Consider the following 22,869-nt stretch of genomic DNA (forward strand, 5'->3'; position numbering starts at 1 on the left):
GGAGGCTGGGCACCGTGGTGACGTCATGGTGACCCAGGGCGACCCGGTCGAGGCGTTCGCCCGTCTCCAGGCGCGGCACGACCGCTGCGTGTGGCTCGACGGTGGCGGCGCCCGGGACTGGTCGCGCCGTCGCTCCATCCTCGGCTGGCTCGACGACGACGACGTCTCGCTGTCCTACGACGCCGCGGCGCGCGAGGTCACCCGCCACGCCGGGGGCCGTTCGGTGGTCGTCGGCGACGACCCGTTCACCGTGCTGGAGGCGGAGCTCGCCGCCGGCCGGTCGAGCGACCAGTGGTTCGGCTACCTCGGGTACGCCGCCCGGCCGGACCTGCCCGCGACCCCGGACCCGGACCTGCCGGACGCGGTGTGGCTGCGGCCCTCGCACCTGCGCGAGTACGACCACCCGGTCCTCGCCCCGGCCGTCACCGGTGACCGGCCGACCGCGCCCTTCGACGGGGTGCCGGGCGACTACGCCGCCGCCTTCGCCACCGTGCAGGAGCACCTGCGCGCCGGCAACTCCTACGAGGTCAACCTGACCTACCGCACCCGCACCGCGAGCCCGCTGAGCCCGGCGGCGGCGTACCTCCGGCTGCGGTCGGGCAACCCGGCGCCCTATGCGGGCTACCTCCAGCACGACGTGCCGGGCGCGGAGGCGTGGCTGCTGAGCTCCTCGCCCGAGCGGTACGCGCTCGTCACCGCGGACCGGGTGCTGGAGACCAAGCCGATCAAGGGCACCACCCCGCGTGGGGCGACCCCGGCGGAGGACGAGGCCGCGCGCGCCCACCTCGCCGCCGACCCCAAGTTCCGCGCCGAGAACCTGATGATCGTGGACCTGCTCCGCAACGACCTCGCCCTGGTGTGCGAGGTGGGCTCGGTCGACGTACCGGTGCTGATGGAGGTGGAGTCCTACACCTCCGTGCACCAGCTGGTCTCGACCGTGCGCGGTCGGCTGCGCCCGGACGTCAGCACGGTCGGTGCGCTGCGGGCGCTCTTCCCGGCGGGCTCGATGACGGGCGCGCCCAAGCTGCGCACGATGGAGATCATCGAGGAGGTCGAGGCCAGCCCGCGCGGGGCCTACGCCGGCGCCTTCGGCTGGATCTCCGGCGACGGCCGGGCGGACCTCGGGGTGGTGATCCGCAGCTTGGTCAGCGCGGGGGGCGACTACCTGCTCGGCACCGGCGGGGGGATCACCGTCGCCAGCGACCTCGAGGAGGAGTGGGCCGAGACCGGGTGGAAGGCCGCGCGGCTGGTCGCCGCGGTCAACCCGGCGGACCCGGGCTGAGACGCGGAACATTCCTTCCGCCCTCACACCAGATCGTCTGGTTATCGTTCCGGGGCACGACCACGACCGGAACGGGGGACGACAGTGGCCGCAGGTGACCGGAGCGACCCGCAGTGGGCGCACCTGTCCTTCGACGAGACGTTGCGGGCCGCCCTGGACGCCAGCGGGTTGTCGCTGTCGCGGGTGCGCTCCCGGCTGCGTGCCCAGGGGCTCTCGGTCGGGGAGTCGACGCTGAGCTACTGGCAGCGCGGGCTCCGGCTGCCGAACGCCGGGTCGGCCGCGGTGGTCGCCGCGCTGGAGACGCTGCTCGGCATGCCCGCCGGTGTCCTGGACGACGCCCTGGCCCGCCAGCGCCGCCTGGGCACGGGCGTGCGCGGGCAGTACTCCTTCCGCGAGCTGCGCGGCGAGTGGGGGATCGCTCCCGACGAGCTGTTGACCACCTTCGGCGCCGGGACGCCGGACGTCGTCACGCCCCAGCCGAGCCTGCGCCACCTGCTCACCCACGACCAGCTCCACCTCGACGCGCAGGGCCGGCAGGTGTCGGAGACGACCCGGGACGTGGTGGCCGCGGTCCGGGCCGGGGTACGACGGCGGATCGTCAGCTTCGACACCTACGACACCGCCGACGATCCGACGAGCAGCATCGACGACGTGCGGGTGCAGGCGCTGGAGGGCTGCCGGCTGGGCCGGGTCGCGCGCGACCAGGAGGCCCACCTGCTGATGGCCGAGCTGCTCTTCGACCGGGTGCTGGCGGTCGACGACGTGCACGTCATCGCGCACGAGGTGACCACGCCGCGGATCCGGTGCCCCGGCACCTGGCGGATCATCCGGAGCGAGGGCGGACCGTTCCTGCAGCAGGTGCACTTCGACCCGGGCTGCCTTCCGGTGCGCTGCGTCCGCGAGGTGCACGTGCCCGGGGTGGAGGCGCCGGTCGAGAGCGAGGAGCTGGTGATCGACCGCACCTGCGTGGCGAGCGCCTGGTTCCCGCGACGCTCACCCGGACGGGCCGGCATCCGGCTCGAGTGGGCCGCCCCCGGCGGGTGAGCCGGGGGCGGCCGTTCCTCGGTGCCGCTGAGCCGTTCGGGCAGCTCAGTTGTAGGTGAGGCCGTAGCGGGAGAGCACGTCGTTCACGGGCTGCACCAGCGAGGACTTGCCGCTCTGGAAGCCACCGTTCCAGCCGCAGGTCTGCCCGGTCGGGCCACCCGAGGTCAGGCCGACGCCGTAGCCGCCGGCCGAGTAGGCGCCACCGGAGTCGCCCTCGGACGTGCAGGCGCTGGTCTCGGCGAGGCCGCGCACGACCGCCACCGTCCGACGCTGCTTGTCGACGTAGGTCACCGTGTTGTCGTAGCTGGTGATCTCGCCGCAGGTGATGCCCGAGGTGGCGCCGGTGCGGCAGACCTCGGTGCCGACGGGCGGCTTGGCCGAGCCGCGGGAGGCGTCGAGGTCGTAGGTGGTGCCGTACTGGTTGGCGGTGACGCTGATCGAGTCCTCCGCGTCGATGCGGACGTAGCCCGTGTCGTAGTCGTCGCGGCCGTCGTAGCTGACGAAGTCGCCGTCGCCGTAGGTCCCGATCCGGGTGCCGGACTTCTCGAAGGACGAGGCGCCCTCCACGCAGTGGCCGACCCAGACCATGACGAGTGCGCCGTTGCCGTCGTGGCCGGGGAAGCCGGCCGAGCAGTAGCCGCCGCCGTCGATGGTGATCTTGTCGCCGCCCTTGACGGTGGCCTGGGTCTCGTACGCCGCGCCCTGGCGCACGACGACCGCCCCGCCCTGGGCGCGGATCGCCTTGTCGAGCGCCGGCGCGAGCGCGCCGGAGCGGGTGACGACGACCCGGTCGTGCTCGAGGTCGACGCCGATCTTCGCGACGCCCTGCAGGGACTGCCGGCTCAGGCTCGCCTGGATGGCGCTCAGCCGCGCCTGGCCGTACGCCGGGTCGCGGACCGTCGCACCCGCGGCCTTCGCCGCGGCGGCAGAGGCGCTGCCCGGAGCGGCCTGGACGACGAGGTCGCCCTTCGCGTCCAGGAAGAGGCCGTCGAAGTGGTGGCCGGCGGCCTGCAGCCGGGCCGCGGTGTTGTTGGCGCGGTCCTGGCGCTGCAGGCGCGCCTGCTGCTCCGCGACGGTGCGGCCGCTGGTGCGCGCCATCAGGGCGACCACGTCGGCGCTGTAGCGCGTCGAGACCGCCTGCTGGGCGACGGGTGCCGCCCCGTCGTGACGCGCGACGGGCGCCGCGACGTCCACGGACGCCGTCGCGGTGCTCGTGCCGGCGGCGCCGGTGAGGAGGAGTGCGCCGACCGCGGACAGGGCGGCGGTCGAGGCGAGGGTGGTGCGTGTCTTCATGTGGTTCTCCCGAGATAGGTGGTGATCCGGGTCACAGCCAATCGGGAGGGCGGAGGAGGAACGATCCCGGAACATTCACGGAACGACCGCGGAAGCCCCTCAGGAGGGGTCGGCGCCGGCGTCCTTCTCCTGGGCGTGCGCGGAGAGCCGGGCGAGGGTCGCGGTCACGCCGCGCACGGCCCGCGCCTCGTCGTACGGCAGCGGGTCGACGAGGTTGACCACCTCGAAGAGCGCGCCGTTCTGCACGAAGCCGGTGACGTAGAGCTGGTCCTTCTCGGCCGAGACCACGATCCGGGCGGCGTCCGCGCCCGGCACCTGCGGGTCGCGGACGTCGGCGTCCTCGGGCTGGCCCATCCGCTTCCAGAACTCCTCGAGGGTGCCGCTGAAGAGCTGGTAGTTGGCGGACAGCGCCGGTTGGCCGGAGCCCTTCGCGGGCGCGAAGCGGCAGTCCGGTGCCGTCGGGGTGCCGGCGTTCTTGGTGGTGGTCGCGCCGAACTGCGCCTTGACGAAGGCGACGTCGAGCGCGTCGCAGGGGTTCCACAGCGCGGGTGTCTCGGTCGGCAGGTCCGGCTTGGCGCCCACGTCGTCGTTGCCGCAGCCGGCGACCAGGGCGGCGACGGCGAGCAGCGGGGCGAGGGGGCGGAGGTCAGGCATGGGGGTTCTTCTCCCGTCCGGGCAGGCGGAGCACGAGACGTGCGCCGCCGCTGGCGTTGTCGGTGGCGTGCACGGCGCCGGAGTGCCGCTCGGCGACCTGGCGCACGATGGCCAGGCCCAGACCGGAGCCGGGCATGGTGCGGGCGTCGGGGGAGCGCCAGAAGCGGTCGAAGATCCGCGCCCGGTCGGCCTCGGCGATGCCGGGGCCCTGGTCGTCGACGGTGAGCACGCCGTCGCTGAGCCGGACGGTGACCAGCCCGTCCTCGGGGCTCCACTTGGCGGCGTTGTCGAGCAGGTTGGTGACCGCCCGCTCCAGCTCGGAGTCCTCCCCGATCACCCACCAGGGGCGGGTGAAGACCTCGAAGGTCAGGCCGGGCGCGCGACGGCGGACCCGCTGCACGGCGTGGTCGACGACGTCGGCCAGGTCGACGGGCTCGACCTGCACCCGGATCGGCTCGTCGCGCGCGAGCGCGGTGAGGTCGCCGATCAGCGTGGTCAGCTCCTGGATCTGCGCCTGGACGTCGTCGAGCAGCTCGTCGCGCGCGTCGGTCGGCAGGCTCGCGAGACCGTCGCCGCGGGCGCTCATCGTCAGCAGCTCCACGTTGGTGCGCAGCGCGGTGAGCGGGGTGCGCAGCTCGTGGCTGGCGTCGGCGACCAGCTGGCGCTGGCGGATCCGGCCCGCGTCCAGGGCGAGCAGCATGTGGTTGAACGCCGTGGCCAGGCGGGCGATCTCGTCGTCGCCCTCGACGGGCATCGGGGTGAAGTCCTCGGTGCGGGCGATGTCCTCGACGGAGGCGGTCAGGCGGCGTACCGGGCGCAGGCCGTTGCTGGCGACCGCCCAGCCCGCCAGGCCCGCGGCGAGGACGCCGAAGACACCGAAGGCCACCGTCACCCAGCCCAGCCGGGTCAGCGTGCGGTCCTGGTCCTCCAGCGGCTGGGCGATGACCAGGGCGAGGCCGTCGCGCTTGGTGGGGACGGCGACCACGCGGTAGCGCTCGCCCGCGATCTCGATGGTGCGCAGGCTCTGCCGCTCCTCGCCCTGGGCGACCTCCAGCTCCGGCTCGCCGAACTCGATCGTCGGCCCGCGGTCGAGGACGCCCGTGATGCCCTGGAAGTTGAGGAAGGCGATCCGTGCCTCGCCCGCGCCGAGCGCCCAGGACGGGACGCCCGCTTGGCCGGCGGTCAGCAAGGTGTCGGAGCGTGCGGCCTTCTCGGCCCGGTCGACCAGCGCGTTGTCGAGGGCGTCCTGCATCTGGACCCGCGCGGTGATGTAGGCGCCGACGGCGACCAGGGCGACCGAGGCCGCCACCGCGACCGTCGTCAGCCAGATCACCCGGCTCGCCAGGGAGCGCCGGTAGTGCCAGCGCCGGTCCAGGCTCGTCACGTGTCGGACGCGCGCAGCACGTAGCCGATGCCGCGCACGGTGTGGATCAGGCGGGGCTCCTCGTCGGCCTCGGTCTTGCGTCGGAGGTAGCCGACGTAGACCTCCAGGGAGTTGGCGGTGGTGGGGAAGTCGTAGCCCCACACCTCCTCGAGGATGAAGCTGCGGTCCAGCACCCGGCGGGGGCGGCGCAGGAACATCTCCAGCAGGGTGAACTCGGTCCGGGTCAGCTCGATGGACCGGGTGCCGCGCACCACCTCGCGGGTGGTGACGTTCATGGTGAGGTCGGCGAAGGAGAGCACCTCCTCCTCGCCGCCGTCCTCGGCCGGGATGACCCGGCGCAGCAGCGCCCGCAGCCGGGCCAGCAGCTCCTCCAGCGCGAACGGCTTGGTCAGGTAGTCGTCGGCCCCGGCGTCCAGGCCCTCGACCCGGTCGCCGACGGCGTCGCGCGCCGTCAGCACGATGACCGGCACGTCGTTGCCCGCGGCCCGCAGCGCCCGGGTCGCCTCGAGCCCGTCGAGCTTGGGCATCATCACGTCCATCACCACCACGTCGGGCGCGATCGCGCCGATCCCCGCGAGGGCCTCGGCCCCGTCGGCGGCCAGGTGGACGTCGTAGCCGTTGAAGGCGAGGGAGCGCCGCAGCGACTCGCGGACCGCGCGGTCGTCGTCGACGACGAGGACGCGGGCGGGCGCAGCAGTACCGGACACGACCCCATCATGGCCGATGGGCCTGAGCGGTCGCTGAGAGACGCGGGAGCCCGGACGGACAGCGACCGGGGGTGGACCGCCGTGACAGCGGTCCACCCCCGGCCTCGTGCTGCGAGACGCGTGGCTCAGGAGCCGTAGAGCGCGCGCACCCCGGTGGCGTCGGAGGCCTGGAACTTCAGGTTGGCCGAGCCGCCGTTGCACTGCGGGTAGTGCATGATCGAGGAGGAGTCGTACGGCGTGAGCGGGCGCCAGTTGTTGTCCTCGAAGCAGGTGCCGGCCTCGGGGCGGGTGTGCTCGTGGCGGAAGCCGAGCGTGTGGCCGAGCTCGTGGCCCAGCACGTCACCGGGCGTCCAGCTGCCCGAGGACCAGATCGAGTCGTCGACGAGGACGTTGCGCTGGCTCTTCGGGCTGCTGGGGAAGAACGCCCGCGCGATGTACTGCGTGGTCTGCACCGGCTCGACGGAGAAGACGACGTTGCTGTTGGACGTGGTGCAGTTCGAGTTCTGCGAGGAGACGTAGACGAAGTTGACCTTCGACGACGCGGCCTCCCAGAGCCCGGCACCGGTGGCCATGGCGTTGACCACGTCGGCCTGGCGCGTGCCGAACTTGGTGCTGACGCAGTAGGTCAGGTTGGCGACCTGCGAGGCGCTCCACTTGTCGTCGACGCCGCCGACGGTGTTGACGATGAGGCCGTCGTGCATCGACTGGGGGGCCACGACCTTGTCGTAGAACTCCTTGAGCTGCTTGTTGCCGGAGACGATCTCGTCGCCGTTGACGACGTAGGCGCCGTCGACGTCCTGGTAGGTCGACGCCTTGAACTCCTTGTACGACGGCACGTCGGTGTCGCTGCCCGTCGCCGAGGCGGCGGTGCCGGCGGCAGCGAAGGCGGCCACCAAGCAGGCGGTGCCGATGGAGATCCTGCTGATTCGCGATGAAGACATCCAAGAACCTTTCTTCCGAGAGTGGATCTCGATCGACTCAACCGTCGCGACGCCGTCGCGACAAGAGAATCTGCGGTTCAGAAAGGCGCGATGCAGGAACCTGAGCGGTGCCTGAGAGGTTTCTCAGGCGTAACGGGCGGCGACCCGGGCCGCGCGGGCGCCGTACTGGCCGCCGAAGAGGCAGGCGTGCACGAGCAGCGGGAACAGCTGGTGGAAGCCGAGCCGGTCCTCCCAGCCGTCCGCGAGCGGGGCGGCCTCGGCGTAGGCGTCCATCACCTGCGGCAGCTGGGGCAGGCCGAAGAGCGCGAGCATGGCGAGGTCGGCCTCGCGGTGACCGCCGTAGGCCGCCGGGTCGATGACCACGGCACGGTCCTCGGCGGTCCAGATGACGTTGCCGTTCCACAGGTCGCCGTGCAGGCGGGCGGGCGGCTCCGCCGGGACGATCTCGGCGCCCCGGGCGACCGCGGCCTCGACGACGGCGGCGTCCTCGGCGGTGACGATGTCCTTGTCGCGCAGCACCTTCAGGTACGGCGCGATCCGGCGCTCGGCGTAGAACTCAGCCCACGTCGGCAGGCTCCGGTTGAGCAACGGCAGGCGGCCGATGTAGCCGTCCTCGTCGGCGCCGAACGCCTCCGCGCCGGCGCGGTGGGTGGCGGCGAGCGCACGGCCGAAGACGTTCGCGGCCTCGGCGCTCGGGCGCGCGGACTCGACCCAGCCGAGGATCAGCACGTCGGAGTCGACGGCCAGCACCTCCGGGGTGGCGACCCCGCCGCCGGCGGTGGCCTCGCCCAGCCAGCGCAGCCCGGCGGCCTCCCGCTCGAAGAAGTGCGGGGGCGCCCCGGTCAGCGTCTTGAGGAAGGCGGTGCGGCCGCTGGACAGGCGCAGCTTGACCGCGGTCGCGATGTCGCCGCCGGCCACCGGTGCGGTCGCGACCACCGCGGCGCCGAGCAGCTGCTCGGCCCGCTGGGCGACGACCGGTTGCCTCGGCATCGGCGTGCTCCCCGGTCGTCCCCGGCTCGGCTCAGGCCTTGGCCTGGCCCTTGAGGGCGCGCGGGATCTCCTTGCCCTGCTCGATGGCGCGCTCGGGTGCCTTGACCTTCTTGAAGCTGCGGATCGCCAGGAACACCAGCAACCCGGCGAGCAGGACGTAGAAGCCGAACACGATGAGGAACGCCCAGTGCAGGTCGAGGCCCGAGCCGTTCCAGTGGATGAAGTAGGCGATGGCGACCGAGAGCATGATCACGGCGAGCACCAGCAGGAACAGCGCGGCGCCGATCAGCCCGGCGCCCACCCCTCCCGCGGTGACGCTGACCTTCAGCTCGGACTTCGCGAGCTGGATCTCCTTGCGCATGATCGTGGAGAAGTCGGTCTGCGCGTCCTTGATGAGGCGCCCGATGGTCGGCTCTTCGCGGAGCGGTTCGATGGCCATGCGTCCGACCTTACCGACATCGGTAGGATGGCTGCAGGTGCGCCGGGAAGTCTGGTCGGCAGGTGATCATCCCTGCCCGCCACCCGATGGAGACCGATCCATGACCCTGCCGCCCTCCGCACCGCACCAGGCCCCCGACGAGCTGTGGCGCGGGAAGCCCGTCTGGACGGCCAGCGACCGCCCGCTGGCGCGGTACGTCGCCCGCCCGGTCCGCGAGTTCCTGCGGGTCGAGGCGGCGGGCTCGGTGCTGCTGCTCGCGGCCACCGTCGTCGCCCTGCTCTGGGTCAACCTGCCGTTCGACGGCTGGGCCTCGGCGTACGACCACTTCTGGCACACCCCGCTCGCCCTCGAGCTCGGCGACTGGCGGATCGAGGAGTCCCTCCAGCACTGGGTCAACGACGGCCTGATGACCCTGTTCTTCTTCGTCGTCGGCCTGGAGATCAAGCACGAGCTGGTCCACGGCGACCTCCGCGACCCGCGTACGGCGGCGCTGCCGATCGTCGCCGCGATCGGGGGGATGGCCGTGCCCGCCCTGCTGTACGTCGTGATCGCCGGCGGCGGTGCGACCGGCGCCGGGTGGGGGATCCCGATGGCGACCGACATCGCCTTCGCGGTCGGTGTGCTCGGTGTGCTCGGGCGCCGCATCCCCTCGGCGGCGCGGCTGTTCCTGCTGACGCTGGCGATCGTGGACGACATCGGCGCGATCCTGGTGATCGCGGTCTTCTACACCGACGAGCTCTCCCTCGGCTGGCTCGCGATCGCCATCGGCCTGCTGGTGGTGATGGCCGTGCTGCGGGCGCTGCGGGTGTGGGCGGTCCCGGTCTACGTCGTGCTCGGCGCCGGGGTGTGGTTCGCGCTGCTGGAGTCCGGCGTGCACGCCACCCTCGCCGGCGTCGCGATCGGCCTGCTCACCCCGGCCGTCGCGCTGCTGCGGCCCGAGGTCGCGACGGGGTACGCCGCCGGTGCGCTGCGCGACAACGAGCTCGACGCCGACGAGCTGCACCGGCTGCGCTTCCTGGTCGGTGAGTCCGTCCCCGTCGTGGAGCGGCTCCAGGCGCGCCTGCACCCGTTGTCGTCGTACCTCGTGCTGCCGGTGTTCGCCCTCGCCAACGCCGGGGTCGCGCTGGACGGGATCGGCGAGGCGGTCACCTCGAAGGTCGGCCTGGGTGTCGGCATCGGGCTGGTGCTCGGCAAGCCGCTCGGCATCGCGCTGGCCTGCTTCCTCGCGATCCGGCTCGGCGGCGCGCGGATGCCGGCCGGTACGACGTGGCGCCACCTGGTCGGCGTCGGCGCGGTGGCCGGCATCGGGTTCACGGTGTCGCTGTTCATCGCCGGGCTGTCCTTCAGCGACCCGGTGCTCACCGACGACGCCAAGATCGGCATCCTGCTCGCCTCGGTGCTCTCCGCCGTCGTCGGGGTGGCGATCCTGCTGACCTCCTCGCGGCGGTCCGCGGAGCCGGCTCCCGCCGACGGGGAATGAAGGCGGCCTCCCCGGTTGCTCCACCTCCATGACGACCGTGGGCATCATCGGAGCAGGACACATCGGCAGCGCGATCGCGCAGGGCCTCCTCGCGCAGGGGCACGAGGTGGTGATCGCCAACTCGCGCGGACCCGAGACGCTGGACGACCTCGTCGCCAGCCTGGGCGAGGGGGCCCGGGCCGCGACCGCGAGCGAGGCCGCCGAGGCGGGTGAGTGGGTGGTGGTCACCGTGCCGCTGAAGGCGCTGGACGACGTCCCGGCCGCGCCGCTGGCCGGCAAGGTCGTGCTGGACACGAACAACTACTACTTCGAGCGCGACGGCCACATCGCCGAGCTCGACGAGAAGCGCACGACGACCTCGGAGATGGCGCAGCGGCACTTCGCCGGCGCCAAGGTGGCCAAGGCCTTCAACCACATCGCCGCCGCCGACATCAACACCGACGGTGCCCCCGCCGGCTCCCCGGACCGCCGCGCGCTGGCGACCGCGAGCGACCACCCGGAGGCCGTCGAGCTCGTCACGGCGGTCTACGACGCCTTCGGCTTCGACACCGTCGACGTCGGCTCGCTCGCCGAGACCTGGCGCGTCGAGCGCGACCAGCCGGCCTACGTCGTGCGGCAGAACGCCGAGGAGCTGCGCGCCAACCTGGCGCGCGCCGAGCGCTGAGGCCTCAGCGGGGCAGCACCTGCGAGGAGCCGAGGAAGCGCTCCACGGTGATCCTCAGGGCGACCCGGGTGGGGTTCTCGCGCGGCACGCGGTAGCGCTCGGCGTACCGCGCGCAGGCGTGGGCGACCGACGCCGCGTCGTCGAGCACCTCGGCGGTGCCGATGATCGTCGACCACCGTGCGCCCTCGACCTGGCTGACCGCGAGCCGCCCGTCCCGGCGCAGGTTCGTGGCCTTCTGCGAGCCGCCGTCGGTGATGATCCAGGCGCACCGCTCGGCGTGGTCGAGCACCGCGCCGACCGGTACGGCGTGCGGGGCGCCGTCCTTGTCGAGGCTGCTCAGCGTGCACAGGTGCCGCTCGGTCCAGAACTCCACCAGGGCAGGCGGGAGCGCGGACCAGTCGACGGGATGCAGGACGGGCACGGTGGGTTCCTCCCCGGTGGGCCGAAGGGTGCGATGATCCCCGAACCTAGTGGCTCGGACACCTCGGGAGGTCCTCATGGACGACGACGCCTTCGACCAGCTCTTCGCCGACGGCCCCGAGGTCGCGGCCGCGCGGGTGTTCGCGGAGGTCTTCGGGCCGGGGGCCCAGCCGGTCCGCTCGTTCAAGGACGTGCGCGCGCGGGTCGCGCGGCTCGGCGGGGTGCGGCAGCGCAGCCGGTTCCTCACCACCTCGGCGATGGCCGAGCCGGCGTACGCCGCGGGCATGGAGGTCGCGCTGCTGTGGGAGCACGCCTACCTGGCCGCCCGGATCCCCGTCGGCGACCAGGGCCTGCACATCGTCCTGCTGCGGGAGGGCCTGCGGGCGCAGCGCGCCGCGGACCCGTACGCGGCCGCGCTGGCGGTCCTGCGCCGGTCCGGCCGGGGCTGACCCCGGCCGGACGAGCAGGGGTCAGTCCTCGGTCGAGGTGGCCTGGCCGGCCGAGATCAGGTCCATGATCGAGGCGTCCGCCAGCGTCTGGGTGTCGCCGACGGCGCGGCCCTCGGCGACGTCGCGCAGCAGCCGGCGCATGATCTTGCCCGAGCGCGTCTTCGGCAGCTCGGGGACGATCATGATCTGCCGCGGCTTGGCGATCGGGCCGATCTCCTTGCGCACGTGGTCGCTGAGCTCCTTGACGATGTCCGGGCCACCGTCACCGGCCTCGTTGCGGAGGATGACGTAGGCGACGACGGCCTGGCCGGTGTCCGGGTCGGTCGCGCCGACCACGGCCGACTCGGCGACCTTCGGGTGCGAGACCAGGGCGGACTCGATCTCGGTGGTGGAGAGCCGGTGGCCGGAGACGTTCATGACGTCGTCGACCCGGCCGAGCACCCAGATGTCGCCGTCGGTGTCCTTCTTGGCGCCGTCGCCGGCGAAGTAGAAGCCCTGCTTCTTGAAACGCGACCAGTACGTGTCGACGTAGCGGTCGTCGTCGCCCCAGATCGTGCGCAGCATCGAGGGCCACGGCGAGGTGACGACGAGGTAGCCGCCGGAGCCGTTGGGCACCGAGCGGCCCTCGTCGTCGACGACGTCGGCCTCGATGCCGGGGATGGCCTTCATCGCCGAGCCGGGCTTGCCGGCGGTGACGCCGGGCAGCGGGGAGATCATCACCGCGCCGGTCTCGGTCTGCCACCAGGTGTCGACGACCGGGGTGCGGTCGCCGCCGATGACGTGGCGGTACCAGACGTAGGCCTCCGGGTTGATCGGCTCGCCGACCGAGCCGAGGATCCGCAGCGAGGAGAGGTCGAAGGAGTCCGGCACCTCGTGGCCCTGCTTCATGAAGGAGCGGATCGCGGTGGGCGCGGTGTAGAAGAGCGTGACCTTGTGGTCCTGGATGATCTTCCACCAGCGGCCGGGCTCGGGGGAGTCCGGCGTGCCCTCGTAGAGCACCTGCGTGACGCCGTTGGCGAGCGGCCCGTAGACGATGTAGGAGTGCCCGGTGACCCAGCCGATGTCGGCGGTGCACCAGTAGACGTCGGAGTCCGGCTTGAGGTCGAACACCGCGTTGTGCGTGTAGGCCGCACCGGTGAGGTAGCCGCCCGTGGTGTGCAGGATGCCCTTGGGCTTGCCGGTGGTGCCGGAGGTGTACATGACGTAGAGCGGGTGCTCGGCGTCGAAGGCCTCGGGGGTGTGCTCGGTCGAGGCGGAGCCGACGGCGTCGTGCCACCACACGTCGACGTCGTCGTCCCACGCCACGTCCTGCCCGGTGCGACGCACGACGAGCACCTTCTCGACCTTGTCGGTCTTGGTGCGCGCCTCGTCGACGGCGGGCTTGAGCGCGGACGGCGTGCCACGGCGGTAGCCGCCGTCGGAGGTGACGACGACCTTGGCCTCGCAGTCGTCGATGCGCGAGGCGAGCGCGTCGGCGGAGAAGCCGCCGAAGACCACGGTGTGCGGGGCGCCGATCCGCGCACAGGCGAGCATCGTCACGATCGCCTCGGGGATCATCGGCAGGTAGATCGCCACCCGGTCGCCCTTGCCGACCCCGAGCCCGGTCAGCGCGTTGGCGGCCTGGGAGACCTCGTCCTTGAGGTCGGCGTAGGTCAGGTCGCGGGTGTCGCCCTCCGGCTCACCCACCCAGTGGATCGCGACCTTGTCACCGCGGCCGGCCTCGACGTGCCGGTCGACGCAGTTGTAGGCCGCGTTGAGCGTGCCACCGACGAACCACTTCGCGAACGGTGCGTCGCTCCAGTCGAGCACCTGGTCCCACTGCCGGTCCCACGACAGCCGGGACGCCTGCTCGGCCCAGAAGGCCTCGCGGTCGGCCGCCGCGGCGTCGTAGGCCTCGGCCGTGACGTTGGCGTTCGCCGCGAGGTCCGCGGGAGGCTCGAAGCGGCGGTCCTCCTTCAGCAGGTTCGCGAGGGTCTGCTCGGTGTCGCTCACGGTGAATTCTCCTGATCATGAATTGGGTGGCACGGCCCACACTAGGCGTCGTACCCACTGTGCTCGCAAGGGGTTGCATCCGAGTTGCCGGAGGCCGGGACGGGTACGCCGTCCCGGCCTCCGGGCGTCGGTGGACGGGTCAGTGCTGCACGGCCTGCTCGGCGCCCGCACCGGTCAGCGCCCGGACCTCGAGCTCGGTGAACCGCTCCTCGGCCGCCGGCTCCTTGGACGTGACCGTCCCGAGCCAGCCGAAGAAGAAGCCCAGCGGGATCGAGATCAGGCCCGGGTTCTCCAGCGGGAACCAGTGGAAGTCCACACCCAGCGGGAAGAGCGCCTTGCTGACGACGTCGCCGTCGGCGTTGAGCCCGGTCTTGCCGGAGACCACCGGCGAGAAGAACACCAGCGTGATGCAGGAGATCAGGCCGCCGTAGATGCTCCAGGTGGCGCCGCGGGTGTTGAAGCGCCGCCAGAACATGTTGTAGACGATCGACGGCAGGTTGGCCGAGGCCGCCACCGCGAAGGCGAGCGCCACCAGGAACGCGATGTTGAGGTTGCGGGCCGGGATGGCCAGCAGGATCGCGACCAGGCCGAGGCCCGCGGCGGCGTACCGGGTCACCCGGATCTCCTCCTCCTCGGTGGCCTTGCCCTTGCGGAGCACCGAGTTGTAGATGTCGTGGGCGACCGAGGTCGACGACGTCAGGGTGAGCCCGGCGACCACCGCGAGGATGGTCGCGAAGGCCACGGCCGAGATCAGTGCCAGCAAGATGGCCCCTCCGGTCGATCCGGCGCCACCACCGACGGCCTCGGCGAGCAGGGGTGAGGCCAGGTTGCCGTCGCTGTTGGCGACGTCGCTGCCCGCGCCGGTCTTGAGCAGGGCCGCGGCGCCGAAGCCCAGGACCAGGGTGAACAGGTAGAAGACGCCGATCAGGCCGATCGCCCAGAGCACCGACTTCCGCGCGTCCCGCGAGGTCGGCACGGTGTAGAAGCGGACCAGGATGTGCGGCAGGCCGGCCGTGCCGAGCACCAGGGCGATGCCGAGGCTGAGGAAGTCCAGCTTGTGGGTGGTGTCGATGCCGTACTTCAGGCCCGGCTCCAGGAAGCCCGGCTTGCCCGACTCGGCCGCGGCCGTGCCGAGCAGCTCGGACAGGTTGAAGTCGAACTTCGCGAGCACGAGGACGACGATCAGCGCCGAGCCCGCCATCAGCAGCACGGCCTTGACGATCTGCACCCAGGTGGTGCCCTTCATGCCGCCGACCGTGACGTAGACGATCATCAGCGCACCGACGCCGGCGATCACGCCGCTGACGGCGAGGGTGTTCTCCTTGTCGATGCCGAGCAGCAGCACGACCAGGCTGCCCGCGCCGACCATCTGGGCGAGCAGGTAGAAGATCGACACCACCACCGTCGAGGTCGCGGCCGCGGTGCGGACCGGGCGCTGCTTCATGCGGTAGGCGAGCTGGTCGGCCATCGTGAACTTGCCGGAGTTGCGCAGCATCTCGGCGACGAGCAGCAGGGCCACCAGCCACGCCACCAGGAAGCCGATCGAGTAGAGGAACCCGTCGTACCCGGCGAGCGCGATGGCGCCGGAGATGCCGAGGAAGGACGCGGCGGACATGTAGTCGCCGCCGATGGCGAGGCCGTTCTGGAAGCCGGAGAAGGAGCGGCCGCCGGCGTAGAAGTCGGCGGTGCCGCTGGTCTGGCGGCTGGCCCGGATCGTGATGAACAGGGTCAGCGCGACGACGGACAGGAACAGGACGGCGGTCAGCACCTGGTGGTCCATCAGCGCTCACCCCCCTGCGCGCCCCGCGACCGGGTGCCCTGCGAGAGGGCGACGAAGCGCTCGTCGAGCTCGCGGGCCAGCGGGTCCAGCTTGGCGTTGGAGTAGCGGCTGTAGAGCCAGGCGATCGCGAAGGTCGTGGCGAACTGCAGCAGCCCGAAGACCAGTGCCACGTTGATGTTGCCGACCACCTGCTTGCCCATGAAGTCGCCGGCCCAGTTGGAGAGCACGACGTAGAGCAGGTACCAGGCCAGGAACGCGATCGTCGCGGGGAAGACGAACCCGCGGTAGCGGCGGCGCAGCTCGGCGAACTCCGCCGAGGCGTGCAGCTCGTCGTACACGGGGTCGTGGCGGGCCGCGAGGTCGTGCGACTCGGGTGGATCGTGGGGGGAGAGGTCGGATGACACGGGCTGCCTCCTCGGGATGGGTGTGACCGCGGTCACGGACATCCCGACGCTAGGAGTGACCGCGACCACACCGGCAGGGGTGCGGGCGGGCTGCGCGGTGAGTGGGTGCGGGTTGTCGACGAGCGGTCGGTACGACGCGACGAACGGCTGCCCGTGAGCCGCCTGCCGTTCACCCGGGCGTCGGCTCGGCTCCACGCCCGGCGGCTTGGCTGGGCCGATGACCACTCGACGCACCATGCTCGCCGGCGGCGCCGCCGGTGTCGGCCTCGCCGTGACCGGCTCGATGCCCACCCTCGCGCAGGTCTCGCCCGGCCACGGCAAGGGCGACGGCGGCCACCCGGGCCGCCCGGGCCACGGCCGGGGCATCACGCCCTTCCCGCCGCTCCAGGACGACCCGGCCGGCCTGCTCGCGCTGCCCGCCGGCTTCCGGTACGCCGTCGTCACCCGCGCCGGCGTCACCAAGCTCGCCGGGGGCGGGCTCACCCCCGACGGCCACGACGGCACGGCCGTGTTCTCGACCGGTCGCGGCCGCTACCGGCTGATCCAGAACCACGAGCTCAAGGCGGGCTCCGAGCTCGGCGTGCCGCACCGCCCCGGGACGGTCTACGACGAGGGCGCGGTCGACGCCGGCGGGTGCACCGTCATCGCCACCGACAGCCGCGGCAGCAACCTCGGCGAGCACGTCGCCATCTCCGGCACCTCCACCAACTGTGCCGGCGGCCCGACCCCGTGGGGCACCTGGCTGACCTGTGAGGAGACCGAGGACCGGGCCGGGAAGTCCTGGAGCGGCAACGGGAAGAGCGGCACCTACGCCAAGGACCACGGCTACGTCTTCGAGGTCTTCCACGACGGACGCACCAACCCCAAGCCGATCAAGGCGTTCGGCCGCTACGCCCACGAGGCGCTGGCGATCGACAAGTCCCGCAAGCACGTCTTCCTCTCCGAGGACGCCTCGGGCCCGAACGGCCTGTTCTACCGCTGGACCGCGCCGCGCGGGGTCGAGCTCGGCCCGAACCTCGCCGACAGGCTGGCCGACGACGCCGGCGTGCTGGCCGCGATGCAGATCCTGCTCCCCGACGGCTCGGTGCTGCCCGACGTCGCCTACCTGACCTCCGCCCAGCTCGGCCTGCCCTTCGCGGTGACCTGGAAGCCGGTCCCGGACCGCGACGCCAAGAAGACCTCGACCCGCAAGCAGCTCGCCGACGGCGAGGTCACCCGCGGCAAGAAGTTCGAGGGCGTCTACGGCACCGACGAGGGCGTCTACGTCGTCAACTCGTTCGCGTTCGCGGAGGCCGACCTGCCGGCCGACGCCGTGCCGCACGACGGCATGGTCTGGTTCTACGACTACAAGCGCGAGACCATCCAGCTCGTCGCCTACTTCCCGCACCAGAAGACGGCCGTCTCCGGCGCCGCCGCGAAGTACGACGACCTCGTCTTCGACGGCCCCGACAACGTCACGGTCACCCCGTGGGGCTCGCTGGTGCTCGCCGAGGACGGCGTGGGCGCCTCGCACGTGCTGTCCGCGACGCCGTACGGCCCGGCGCAGGCGATCGCGCGCAACCAGCTCAACGACTCCGAGTTCACCGGCCCGACGTTCTCCGAGGACGGCAAGGTGCTCTTCGTCAACATGCAGGACCCGGGGCTGACCTTCGCGATCACCGGCCCCTGGGAGAAGTACCTCGGATGACCCGCGGCCGCGGGGGCGTGCTGTGATCCGACGCACAAGCCCCCGCGGTGGTGCCCGAGCGGGCGATCTGGTTAGGTGAGGCTTACCTGATCTCGGAGGAGAGCCTTCCCGTGCCCCAGCTCCCGCTGCACCACGTGTTCCATCCTGCCCACGCGGACCACTACGCCGACACCATCGGCGCGGGTCTCGACCACCTGCTGACCCACCTCAAGGGCGTCAGCGGCCCGGCGACCGGACGCCAGCCCGACGAGGCCGAGGCCCGGGTCGCCGCGATCGACCTCGAGCGCCCGCTCGAGGGCCTCGACGCGGTCCTCGACGAGGTCTCCGAGCTGTGGCTGAACGACGCCGTGTGGTTCCACGAGCCGCGCTACGCCGCCCACCTGAACTGCCCGGTCGTCGTACCGGCGCTGCTGGCCGAGCTCTTCGTCGCCTCGGTCAACAGCTCGCTGGACACCTTCGACCAGAGTGTCGGCGGCACCTTCATCGAGCGCCGGCTGATCGCGTGGACCGCCGAGCGGATCGGCTTCGGGGCCGAGGCCGACGGCGTCTTCACCAGCGGCGGCAGCCAGTCCAACCTGCAGGGCCTGCTGCTCGCCCGCGGCCGCCACGAGCGGGTGGACGCCGGCCGGCTGCGGATCCTCGCCTCCGCCGAGAGCCACTTCTCGGTGCAGAAGTCGGCGCGGCTGCTCGGTCTCGGCGACGAGGCGGTCATCAGCGTGCCGACCGACGAGCGGCACCGGCTCGACCCGGCGGCGCTAGAGCGCTCGCTCGCCGCCTGCGTCGACCTGCACCTGGTGCCGATGGCCATCGTCGCCACCGCCGGTACGACGGACTTCGGCGCCATCGACCCGCTGCCCGCGATCGCCGACCTGGCCCGGGCCTACGACGCCTGGCTGCACGTCGACGCGGCGTACGGAGGTGGCCTGCTCGTCTCGCCCACCCGCCGCTTCCGGCTCGACGGCATCGACCGCGCGGACTCGGTGACGATCGACTTCCACAAGACCTTCTTCCAGCCGGTCTCCTCCAGCGCGATCGTGGTCCGCGACCGGGCCACCCTGCGGCCCGCGACCTGGTACGCCGACTACCTCAACCCGCGCGAGTCGACGAGCCCCAACCAGGTCGACAAGTCCCTGCAGACCACCCGCCGCTTCGACGCGCTCAAGCTCTGGATGACCCTGCGCACGATGGGCCCCGACCTCCTCGGCCAGTACGTCGACGCGGTCGTCGACCTCGCCGCCGAGGTGCACGCGCTGGTGGCCGACGAGCCGGACCTCCGCTTCGCCGCGGCGCCCGAGCTGAGCACCCTGGTGTTCCGCTACGTCCCTCGCGACACCGACCTCGACGACGCCGCGCTGGCGCTGCTCAACACCGCGATCCGGGCCGAGCTCTACGCCAGCGGCACCGCGATGGTGGCGGCCACCAAGGTCGACGGCGTGCAGTACCTCAAGCTCACCCTGCTCAACCCGGTGGCGACCGCCGCCGACATCGTCGGCGTGCTCGACACCGTGCGTGCGGTCGGTGCCCGGCTCGCCTCCGTCCCCGCGGAGGTGGCCCGGTGATCACCCACGACTTCGTCGGCATCGGCCTCGGCCCGTTCAACCTCGGCCTGGCCTGCCTCACCGACCCGCTGCGCGGGTCCGACGACCTCGACGGAGTCTTCCTGGAGGCCCGCGACCGCTTCGACTGGCATCCCGGGATGCTCCTCGACGACGCGACCCTGCAGGTGCCCTTCCTCGCCGACCTCGTCACGATGGCGGACCCGACCTCGCGCTGGTCCTTCCTCAGCTACCTCAAGCAGAGCGGCAACCTCTACCCGTTCTACATCCGGGAGAGCTTCTACCCCCTGCGCCGGGAGTACGACGACTACTGCCGCTGGGCTGCCGAGAGCCTGCCCGGGATCCGCTTCGGCCAGGCCGTCACCGACGTCGAGCACGACGGCTCGGCGTACCTGGTCCGGACCTCGGCGGGCGCGAGCTTCCGCGCCCGCCGACTGGTGCTCGGCGTCGGCACCTCGCCACGGGTGCCGACGCCGTTGCGCCCCCTGCTCGGGGAGCGCGGGGTGACCCACTCCGCCGACTACCTCGCCCACCGGGAGGAGCTGCAGCAGGAGGAGCGGATCACCATCGTCGGCAGCGGGCAGAGCGCCGCGGAGATCTACCTCGACCTGCTCTCGGCCGCGCCCGAGCACGGCTACGAGCTGGTGTGGCTCACGCGCAGCCCGCGCTTCTTCCCGATGGAGTACACCAAGCTCACCCTGGAGATGACCTCGCCGGAGTACGGCGCCTACCACCGCGCGCTGCCGATGGAGACCCGGGACCGGCTGGCCCGCGACCAGCGGCACCTCTTCAAGGGGATCAGCGGCGACCTCGTCGACGCGATCTACGACCTGCACTACCAGCAGCGGGTCACCGCCGACGGCCCGCGCACGACGCTGCTCACCAACACCGAGGTGCGCGACGCCCGCCCGCTGGGGCGCGCCGGTGCCGACCTCGACCTGCTCCACACCGAGACCGGCGAGGCGTTCTCGCTGCGCACCGGTGGGCTGGTCCTCGCGACCGGCTACGGTCCCACCGAGCCGGCCTTCCTGCGGGGCGTGGAGGACCGGATCCGCCGCGACGCCAAGGGCCGGTACGACGTCGCGGAGGACTACTCCGTCGACGTCGCGGGCGGCGAGATCTTCGTGCAGAACGCCGAGGAGCACACCCACTCCCTGCTCGCGCCGGACCTCGGCATGGGCCCCTACCGCAACTCCGTCATCATCGCCGCGATGCTCGGCCGGGAGGCCTACCCGGTCGAGAAGCGGATCGCGGTGCAGACCTTCGGAGTCCCCGACCAGCTGCGACAGGAGGTCGCCCGATGACCGTCTCCCTGATCGGCCAGATCACGATCGAGCCGCTCGACCTCGCCCGTGACCTCGAGCTGCTGCACGCGTGGGTCACGCACCCCCGCTCGGCGTACTGGATGATGCAGGGCGCCTCGCGCGAGGACGTGCGCCGCGAGTACGCCGCCATCGCCGCGAACCCGCACCACGACGCCTTCCTGGGCCGGGTGGCCGGCCGCCCGGCGTTCCTCGTCGAGACCTACGACCCCGCCCACACCGAGGGCCTGAGCGAGCTGCCGGAGCTGCGGCCGGGCGACGGCGGCATGCACGTGCTGGTCGCGCCGCCCGAGGGATCGCCGGTCCCGGGGCTCACGACGGCCATCTTCGACGCGGTGATGGCCTTCTGCTTCGCCGACCCGGCCGTGCGGCGCGTCGTTGTGGAGCCCGACGTCCGCAATGCCCCGATCCGCGCCAAGAACGTCGCTGCCGGCTTCACCGAGCTGCGCGAGGTCCCGCTGCCCGGCAAGACCGCCATGCTCTCGGTCTGCCCGCGCGAGGACTGGCACGCCCCGGACCTCGTGATGGTCGATCCTGGCATCGGCGGGGCATCCGGCGGGGTAGTCCCTGACGAAAAGCACGCTTTCGACCCCGAAATCAGTGCTTTTCGTCAGGGACTACCGTCCGCGGAGCACCTGACGCCCGAGCTGATGGCGCGCGCGCAGCGGCACCTGGTGGCCAAGGCGCTGGGGGAGTTCAGCCACGAGCGGCTGATCGCGCCGGTGCCCGTGCCCGGCGAGGAGCGCTGGCGCGTCGACACCGACCTGGCGTCGTACACCTTCGCGGCCCGGGTGCACGCCCTGGAGCACTGGGTCGTCGACCCCGCCTCGGTCGTGCGCACCGTCGACGGCGAGTTCGCCGAGCCGGACGCCCAGGAGCTGATCGCCGAGCTGGCGCCGGTGCTGGGGATCCCGGACTCGCTGCTGCCGACGTACCTGGAGGAGATCGCCTCCACGCTCGCCTCGCACGCCTGGAAGCTGCGCCACCGCGCGGTCCCGGTGGACGAGCTGGTCGACGCGTCGTACCAGCAGCTGGAGTCGGCGATGACCGAGGGCCACCCTGCCTTCGTCGCCAACAACGGCCGGATCGGCTTCGGGTACGACGACTACGTCGCCTACGCCCCCGAGACCGGCACCCCCGTGCACCTGGAGTGGGTCGCCGCCCGGCGCTCGCTGTCGCACCTGTCGCTGGGCGAGGACCAGACCGAGCAGGACCTGTACGACGGCGAGCTGCCCCCGTCCGTGCGGGCCCGCTTCGAGGCCCGGCTCGGCGACCTGGGCCTGGCGGCCGAGGACTACCTGTTCCTGCCGGTGCACCCGTGGCAGTGGCGCAACAAGCTGGCGATCACGTTCGCGCCCGACGTCGCCCGCCGCGACCTGGTGCACCTCGGTGCCGGCGAGGACGAGCACCACCCGCAGCAGTCGATCCGTACCTTCTTCAACGCCAGCCGTCCCGAGCGGCACTACGTGAAGACGGCGCTGGCGATCCAGAACATGGGCTTCGTGCGGGGGCTCTCGCCGAAGTACATGGAGGCCACGCCGGCCATCAACGACTGGGTCGCCTCGGTCGTGCACGCCGACGACGAGCTCGCCGGGTGCGGTTTCGAGGTGCTGCGCGAGGTGGCGGCGATCGGCTACACGGGCGATGCGTTCCACCGCCTGGCCGGCACGTCGCCGTACCGGAAGATGATCGCGGCGCTGTGGCGCGAGAGCCCGGTCCCGCGGACCGCGGAGGGCGAGCAGCTGAGCACGATGGCCGCGCTGCTGCACCGCGACGCCGACGGCGACGCGCTCGTCACCGCCTGGATCAAGGCCTCGCCGGTGGACGCGGCGACCTGGGTCCGGGCCTACCTCGACGCCTACCTGCGCCCGCTCGTGCACTGCCTCCACGCCTACGACCTGGCGTTCATGCCGCACGGGGAGAACCTGCTGCTGCGGCTGCGCGACCACGTCCCGGTGGGGGCGTACATGAAGGACATCGGTGAGGAGGTCGCCGTGATGGGCGACCTGGCGCTGCCGCCGGAGGTGGAGCGGATCCGCGCCGCCGTACCGGACGACACGAAGCCGCTGGCCATCCACACCGACGTGTTCGACGGGGTGCTGCGCTACGTCGCCGCGATCCTCGACGAGGACGGGATGCTGCCGGAGACGGAGTTCTGGGCGATCGCGCGGGAGGTGATCGAGGCGCACGCCGCCGCGCACCCCGAGCTCGCGGAGGCTGCGGCGCGCTACGACCTGCTCAAGGACCGCTTCCGGCACTCCTGCCTCAACCGCCTCCAGCTGCGCAACACGCTGCAGATGGTCGACATCGCCGACCAGGCGGAGTCGCTGATCTTCGCGGGCACGCTGGCGAACCCGGTCGCCCGGGAGCCACGGTGACCC

General features: G+C 72.2%; 19 protein-coding genes and 1 pseudogene. 9 read left to right on the forward strand and 11 right to left on the reverse strand.

The window, feature by feature from the left end:
* Positions 1-25: 25 nt before the first annotated feature.
* Positions 26-1,282: an anthranilate synthase component I family protein gene (locus tag MRBLML1_RS06090; RefSeq protein ID WP_364512827.1), complete on the forward strand. Its 1,257-nt coding sequence runs from the start codon at positions 26-28 to the stop codon at positions 1,280-1,282.
* Between the two features lie 84 nt (positions 1,283-1,366).
* Entirely contained in the window at positions 1,367-2,326 is a 960-nt protein-coding gene (locus MRBLML1_RS06095; protein ID WP_364512830.1) for a hypothetical protein, read from the forward strand.
* Between the two features lie 45 nt (positions 2,327-2,371).
* Here the strand turns inward: MRBLML1_RS06095 and MRBLML1_RS06100 are convergent, their stop codons facing one another.
* From MRBLML1_RS06100 to MRBLML1_RS06130, 7 genes are all read right to left on the reverse strand, one after another.
* Entirely contained in the window at positions 2,372-3,619 is a 1,248-nt protein-coding gene (locus tag MRBLML1_RS06100) for a S1 family peptidase (RefSeq protein ID WP_364512833.1), read from the reverse strand.
* Positions 3,620-3,718: 99 nt separating this feature from the next.
* On the reverse strand, positions 3,719-4,273 hold the full coding sequence (locus MRBLML1_RS06105; protein WP_364512835.1) for a hypothetical protein: 555 nt from the start codon (positions 4,271-4,273) through the stop codon (positions 3,719-3,721).
* Positions 4,266-5,657 carry a sensor histidine kinase gene (locus tag MRBLML1_RS06110; protein WP_364512838.1) on the reverse strand — a complete coding sequence of 464 codons (1,392 nt, stop codon included), beginning with the start codon at positions 5,655-5,657 and terminating at the stop codon, positions 4,266-4,268. Before MRBLML1_RS06110 ends, MRBLML1_RS06105 begins: the two co-directional genes overlap by 8 nt.
* Positions 5,654-6,364 carry a response regulator transcription factor gene (locus MRBLML1_RS06115; RefSeq protein WP_364512841.1) on the reverse strand — a complete coding sequence of 237 codons (711 nt, stop codon included), beginning with the start codon at positions 6,362-6,364 and terminating at the stop codon, positions 5,654-5,656. Before MRBLML1_RS06115 ends, MRBLML1_RS06110 begins: the two co-directional genes overlap by 4 nt.
* A 125-nt stretch (positions 6,365-6,489) precedes the next feature.
* On the reverse strand, positions 6,490-7,305 hold the full coding sequence (locus MRBLML1_RS06120) for a M57 family metalloprotease (RefSeq protein ID WP_364512843.1): 816 nt from the start codon (positions 7,303-7,305) through the stop codon (positions 6,490-6,492).
* Positions 7,306-7,428: 123 nt separating this feature from the next.
* Positions 7,429-8,295: a fructosamine kinase family protein gene (locus MRBLML1_RS06125; RefSeq protein WP_364512846.1), complete on the reverse strand. Its 867-nt coding sequence runs from the start codon at positions 8,293-8,295 to the stop codon at positions 7,429-7,431.
* Positions 8,296-8,326: 31 nt separating this feature from the next.
* Positions 8,327-8,734 carry a phage holin family protein gene (locus tag MRBLML1_RS06130; protein ID WP_364512848.1) on the reverse strand — a complete coding sequence of 136 codons (408 nt, stop codon included), beginning with the start codon at positions 8,732-8,734 and terminating at the stop codon, positions 8,327-8,329.
* Positions 8,735-8,834: 100 nt separating this feature from the next.
* Between MRBLML1_RS06130 and nhaA the strand changes: the two genes are divergently transcribed.
* Positions 8,835-10,214 (forward strand): Na+/H+ antiporter NhaA, encoded by a 1,380-nt coding sequence (nhaA, locus tag MRBLML1_RS06135; protein ID WP_364512851.1) that lies wholly within the window; start codon positions 8,835-8,837, stop codon positions 10,212-10,214.
* Positions 10,215-10,236: 22 nt separating this feature from the next.
* Positions 10,237-10,878 (forward strand): annotated as a pseudogene (locus tag MRBLML1_RS06140) (NADPH-dependent F420 reductase); the annotation flags it as partial.
* A gap of 4 nt (positions 10,879-10,882) precedes the next feature.
* Here the strand turns inward: MRBLML1_RS06140 and MRBLML1_RS06145 are convergent.
* A complete protein-coding gene (locus MRBLML1_RS06145) occupies positions 10,883-11,299 on the reverse strand; it encodes a pyridoxamine 5'-phosphate oxidase family protein (RefSeq protein ID WP_364512853.1) in 417 nt (138 codons plus the stop codon).
* Positions 11,300-11,375: 76 nt separating this feature from the next.
* On the opposite strand from MRBLML1_RS06145, the gene MRBLML1_RS06150 reads away from it, so the two are divergent.
* The gene (locus MRBLML1_RS06150; RefSeq protein ID WP_364512856.1) at positions 11,376-11,747 is read left to right on the forward strand and encodes a hypothetical protein; all 372 of its coding nucleotides are present in this window, start codon (positions 11,376-11,378) and stop codon (positions 11,745-11,747) included.
* Positions 11,748-11,768: 21 nt separating this feature from the next.
* On the opposite strand, the gene acs is transcribed toward MRBLML1_RS06150, so the two are convergent.
* From acs to MRBLML1_RS06165, 3 genes are all read right to left on the reverse strand, one after another.
* Positions 11,769-13,739, reverse strand: coding sequence for an acetate--CoA ligase (gene acs / locus MRBLML1_RS06155; RefSeq protein WP_364512859.1), 1,971 nt, complete (start codon positions 13,737-13,739; stop codon positions 11,769-11,771).
* Between the two features lie 139 nt (positions 13,740-13,878).
* Positions 13,879-15,519: a solute symporter family protein gene (locus MRBLML1_RS06160; protein WP_364512862.1), complete on the reverse strand. Its 1,641-nt coding sequence runs from the start codon at positions 15,517-15,519 to the stop codon at positions 13,879-13,881.
* A complete protein-coding gene (locus tag MRBLML1_RS06165) occupies positions 15,519-15,923 on the reverse strand; it encodes a DUF485 domain-containing protein (protein WP_414691225.1) in 405 nt (134 codons plus the stop codon). Before MRBLML1_RS06165 ends, MRBLML1_RS06160 begins: the two co-directional genes overlap by 1 nt.
* Before the next feature lie 217 nt (positions 15,924-16,140).
* Here MRBLML1_RS06165 and MRBLML1_RS06170 point away from each other — a divergent pair, with 217 nt between their 5' ends.
* The 4 genes from MRBLML1_RS06170 (at position 16,141) to MRBLML1_RS06185 (ending at position 22,866) form a co-directional block, all read left to right on the forward strand.
* Entirely contained in the window at positions 16,141-17,610 is a 1,470-nt protein-coding gene (locus MRBLML1_RS06170) for an alkaline phosphatase PhoX (protein WP_364512865.1), read from the forward strand.
* 110 nt (positions 17,611-17,720) lie between these two features.
* On the forward strand, positions 17,721-19,169 hold the full coding sequence (locus tag MRBLML1_RS06175; protein WP_364512868.1) for a pyridoxal phosphate-dependent decarboxylase family protein: 1,449 nt from the start codon (positions 17,721-17,723) through the stop codon (positions 19,167-19,169).
* Positions 19,166-20,470: a lysine N(6)-hydroxylase/L-ornithine N(5)-oxygenase family protein gene (locus tag MRBLML1_RS06180; protein ID WP_364512870.1), complete on the forward strand. Its 1,305-nt coding sequence runs from the start codon at positions 19,166-19,168 to the stop codon at positions 20,468-20,470. Before MRBLML1_RS06175 ends, MRBLML1_RS06180 begins: the two co-directional genes overlap by 4 nt.
* Positions 20,467-22,866, forward strand: coding sequence for a GNAT family N-acetyltransferase (locus MRBLML1_RS06185; RefSeq protein ID WP_364512872.1), 2,400 nt, complete (start codon positions 20,467-20,469; stop codon positions 22,864-22,866). Before MRBLML1_RS06180 ends, MRBLML1_RS06185 begins: the two co-directional genes overlap by 4 nt.
* Positions 22,867-22,869 lie beyond the last annotated feature (3 nt).

The organism is Nocardioides sp. LML1-1-1.1, from assembly GCF_040676175.1.
GTDB lineage: Bacteria > Actinomycetota > Actinomycetes > Propionibacteriales > Nocardioidaceae > Nocardioides.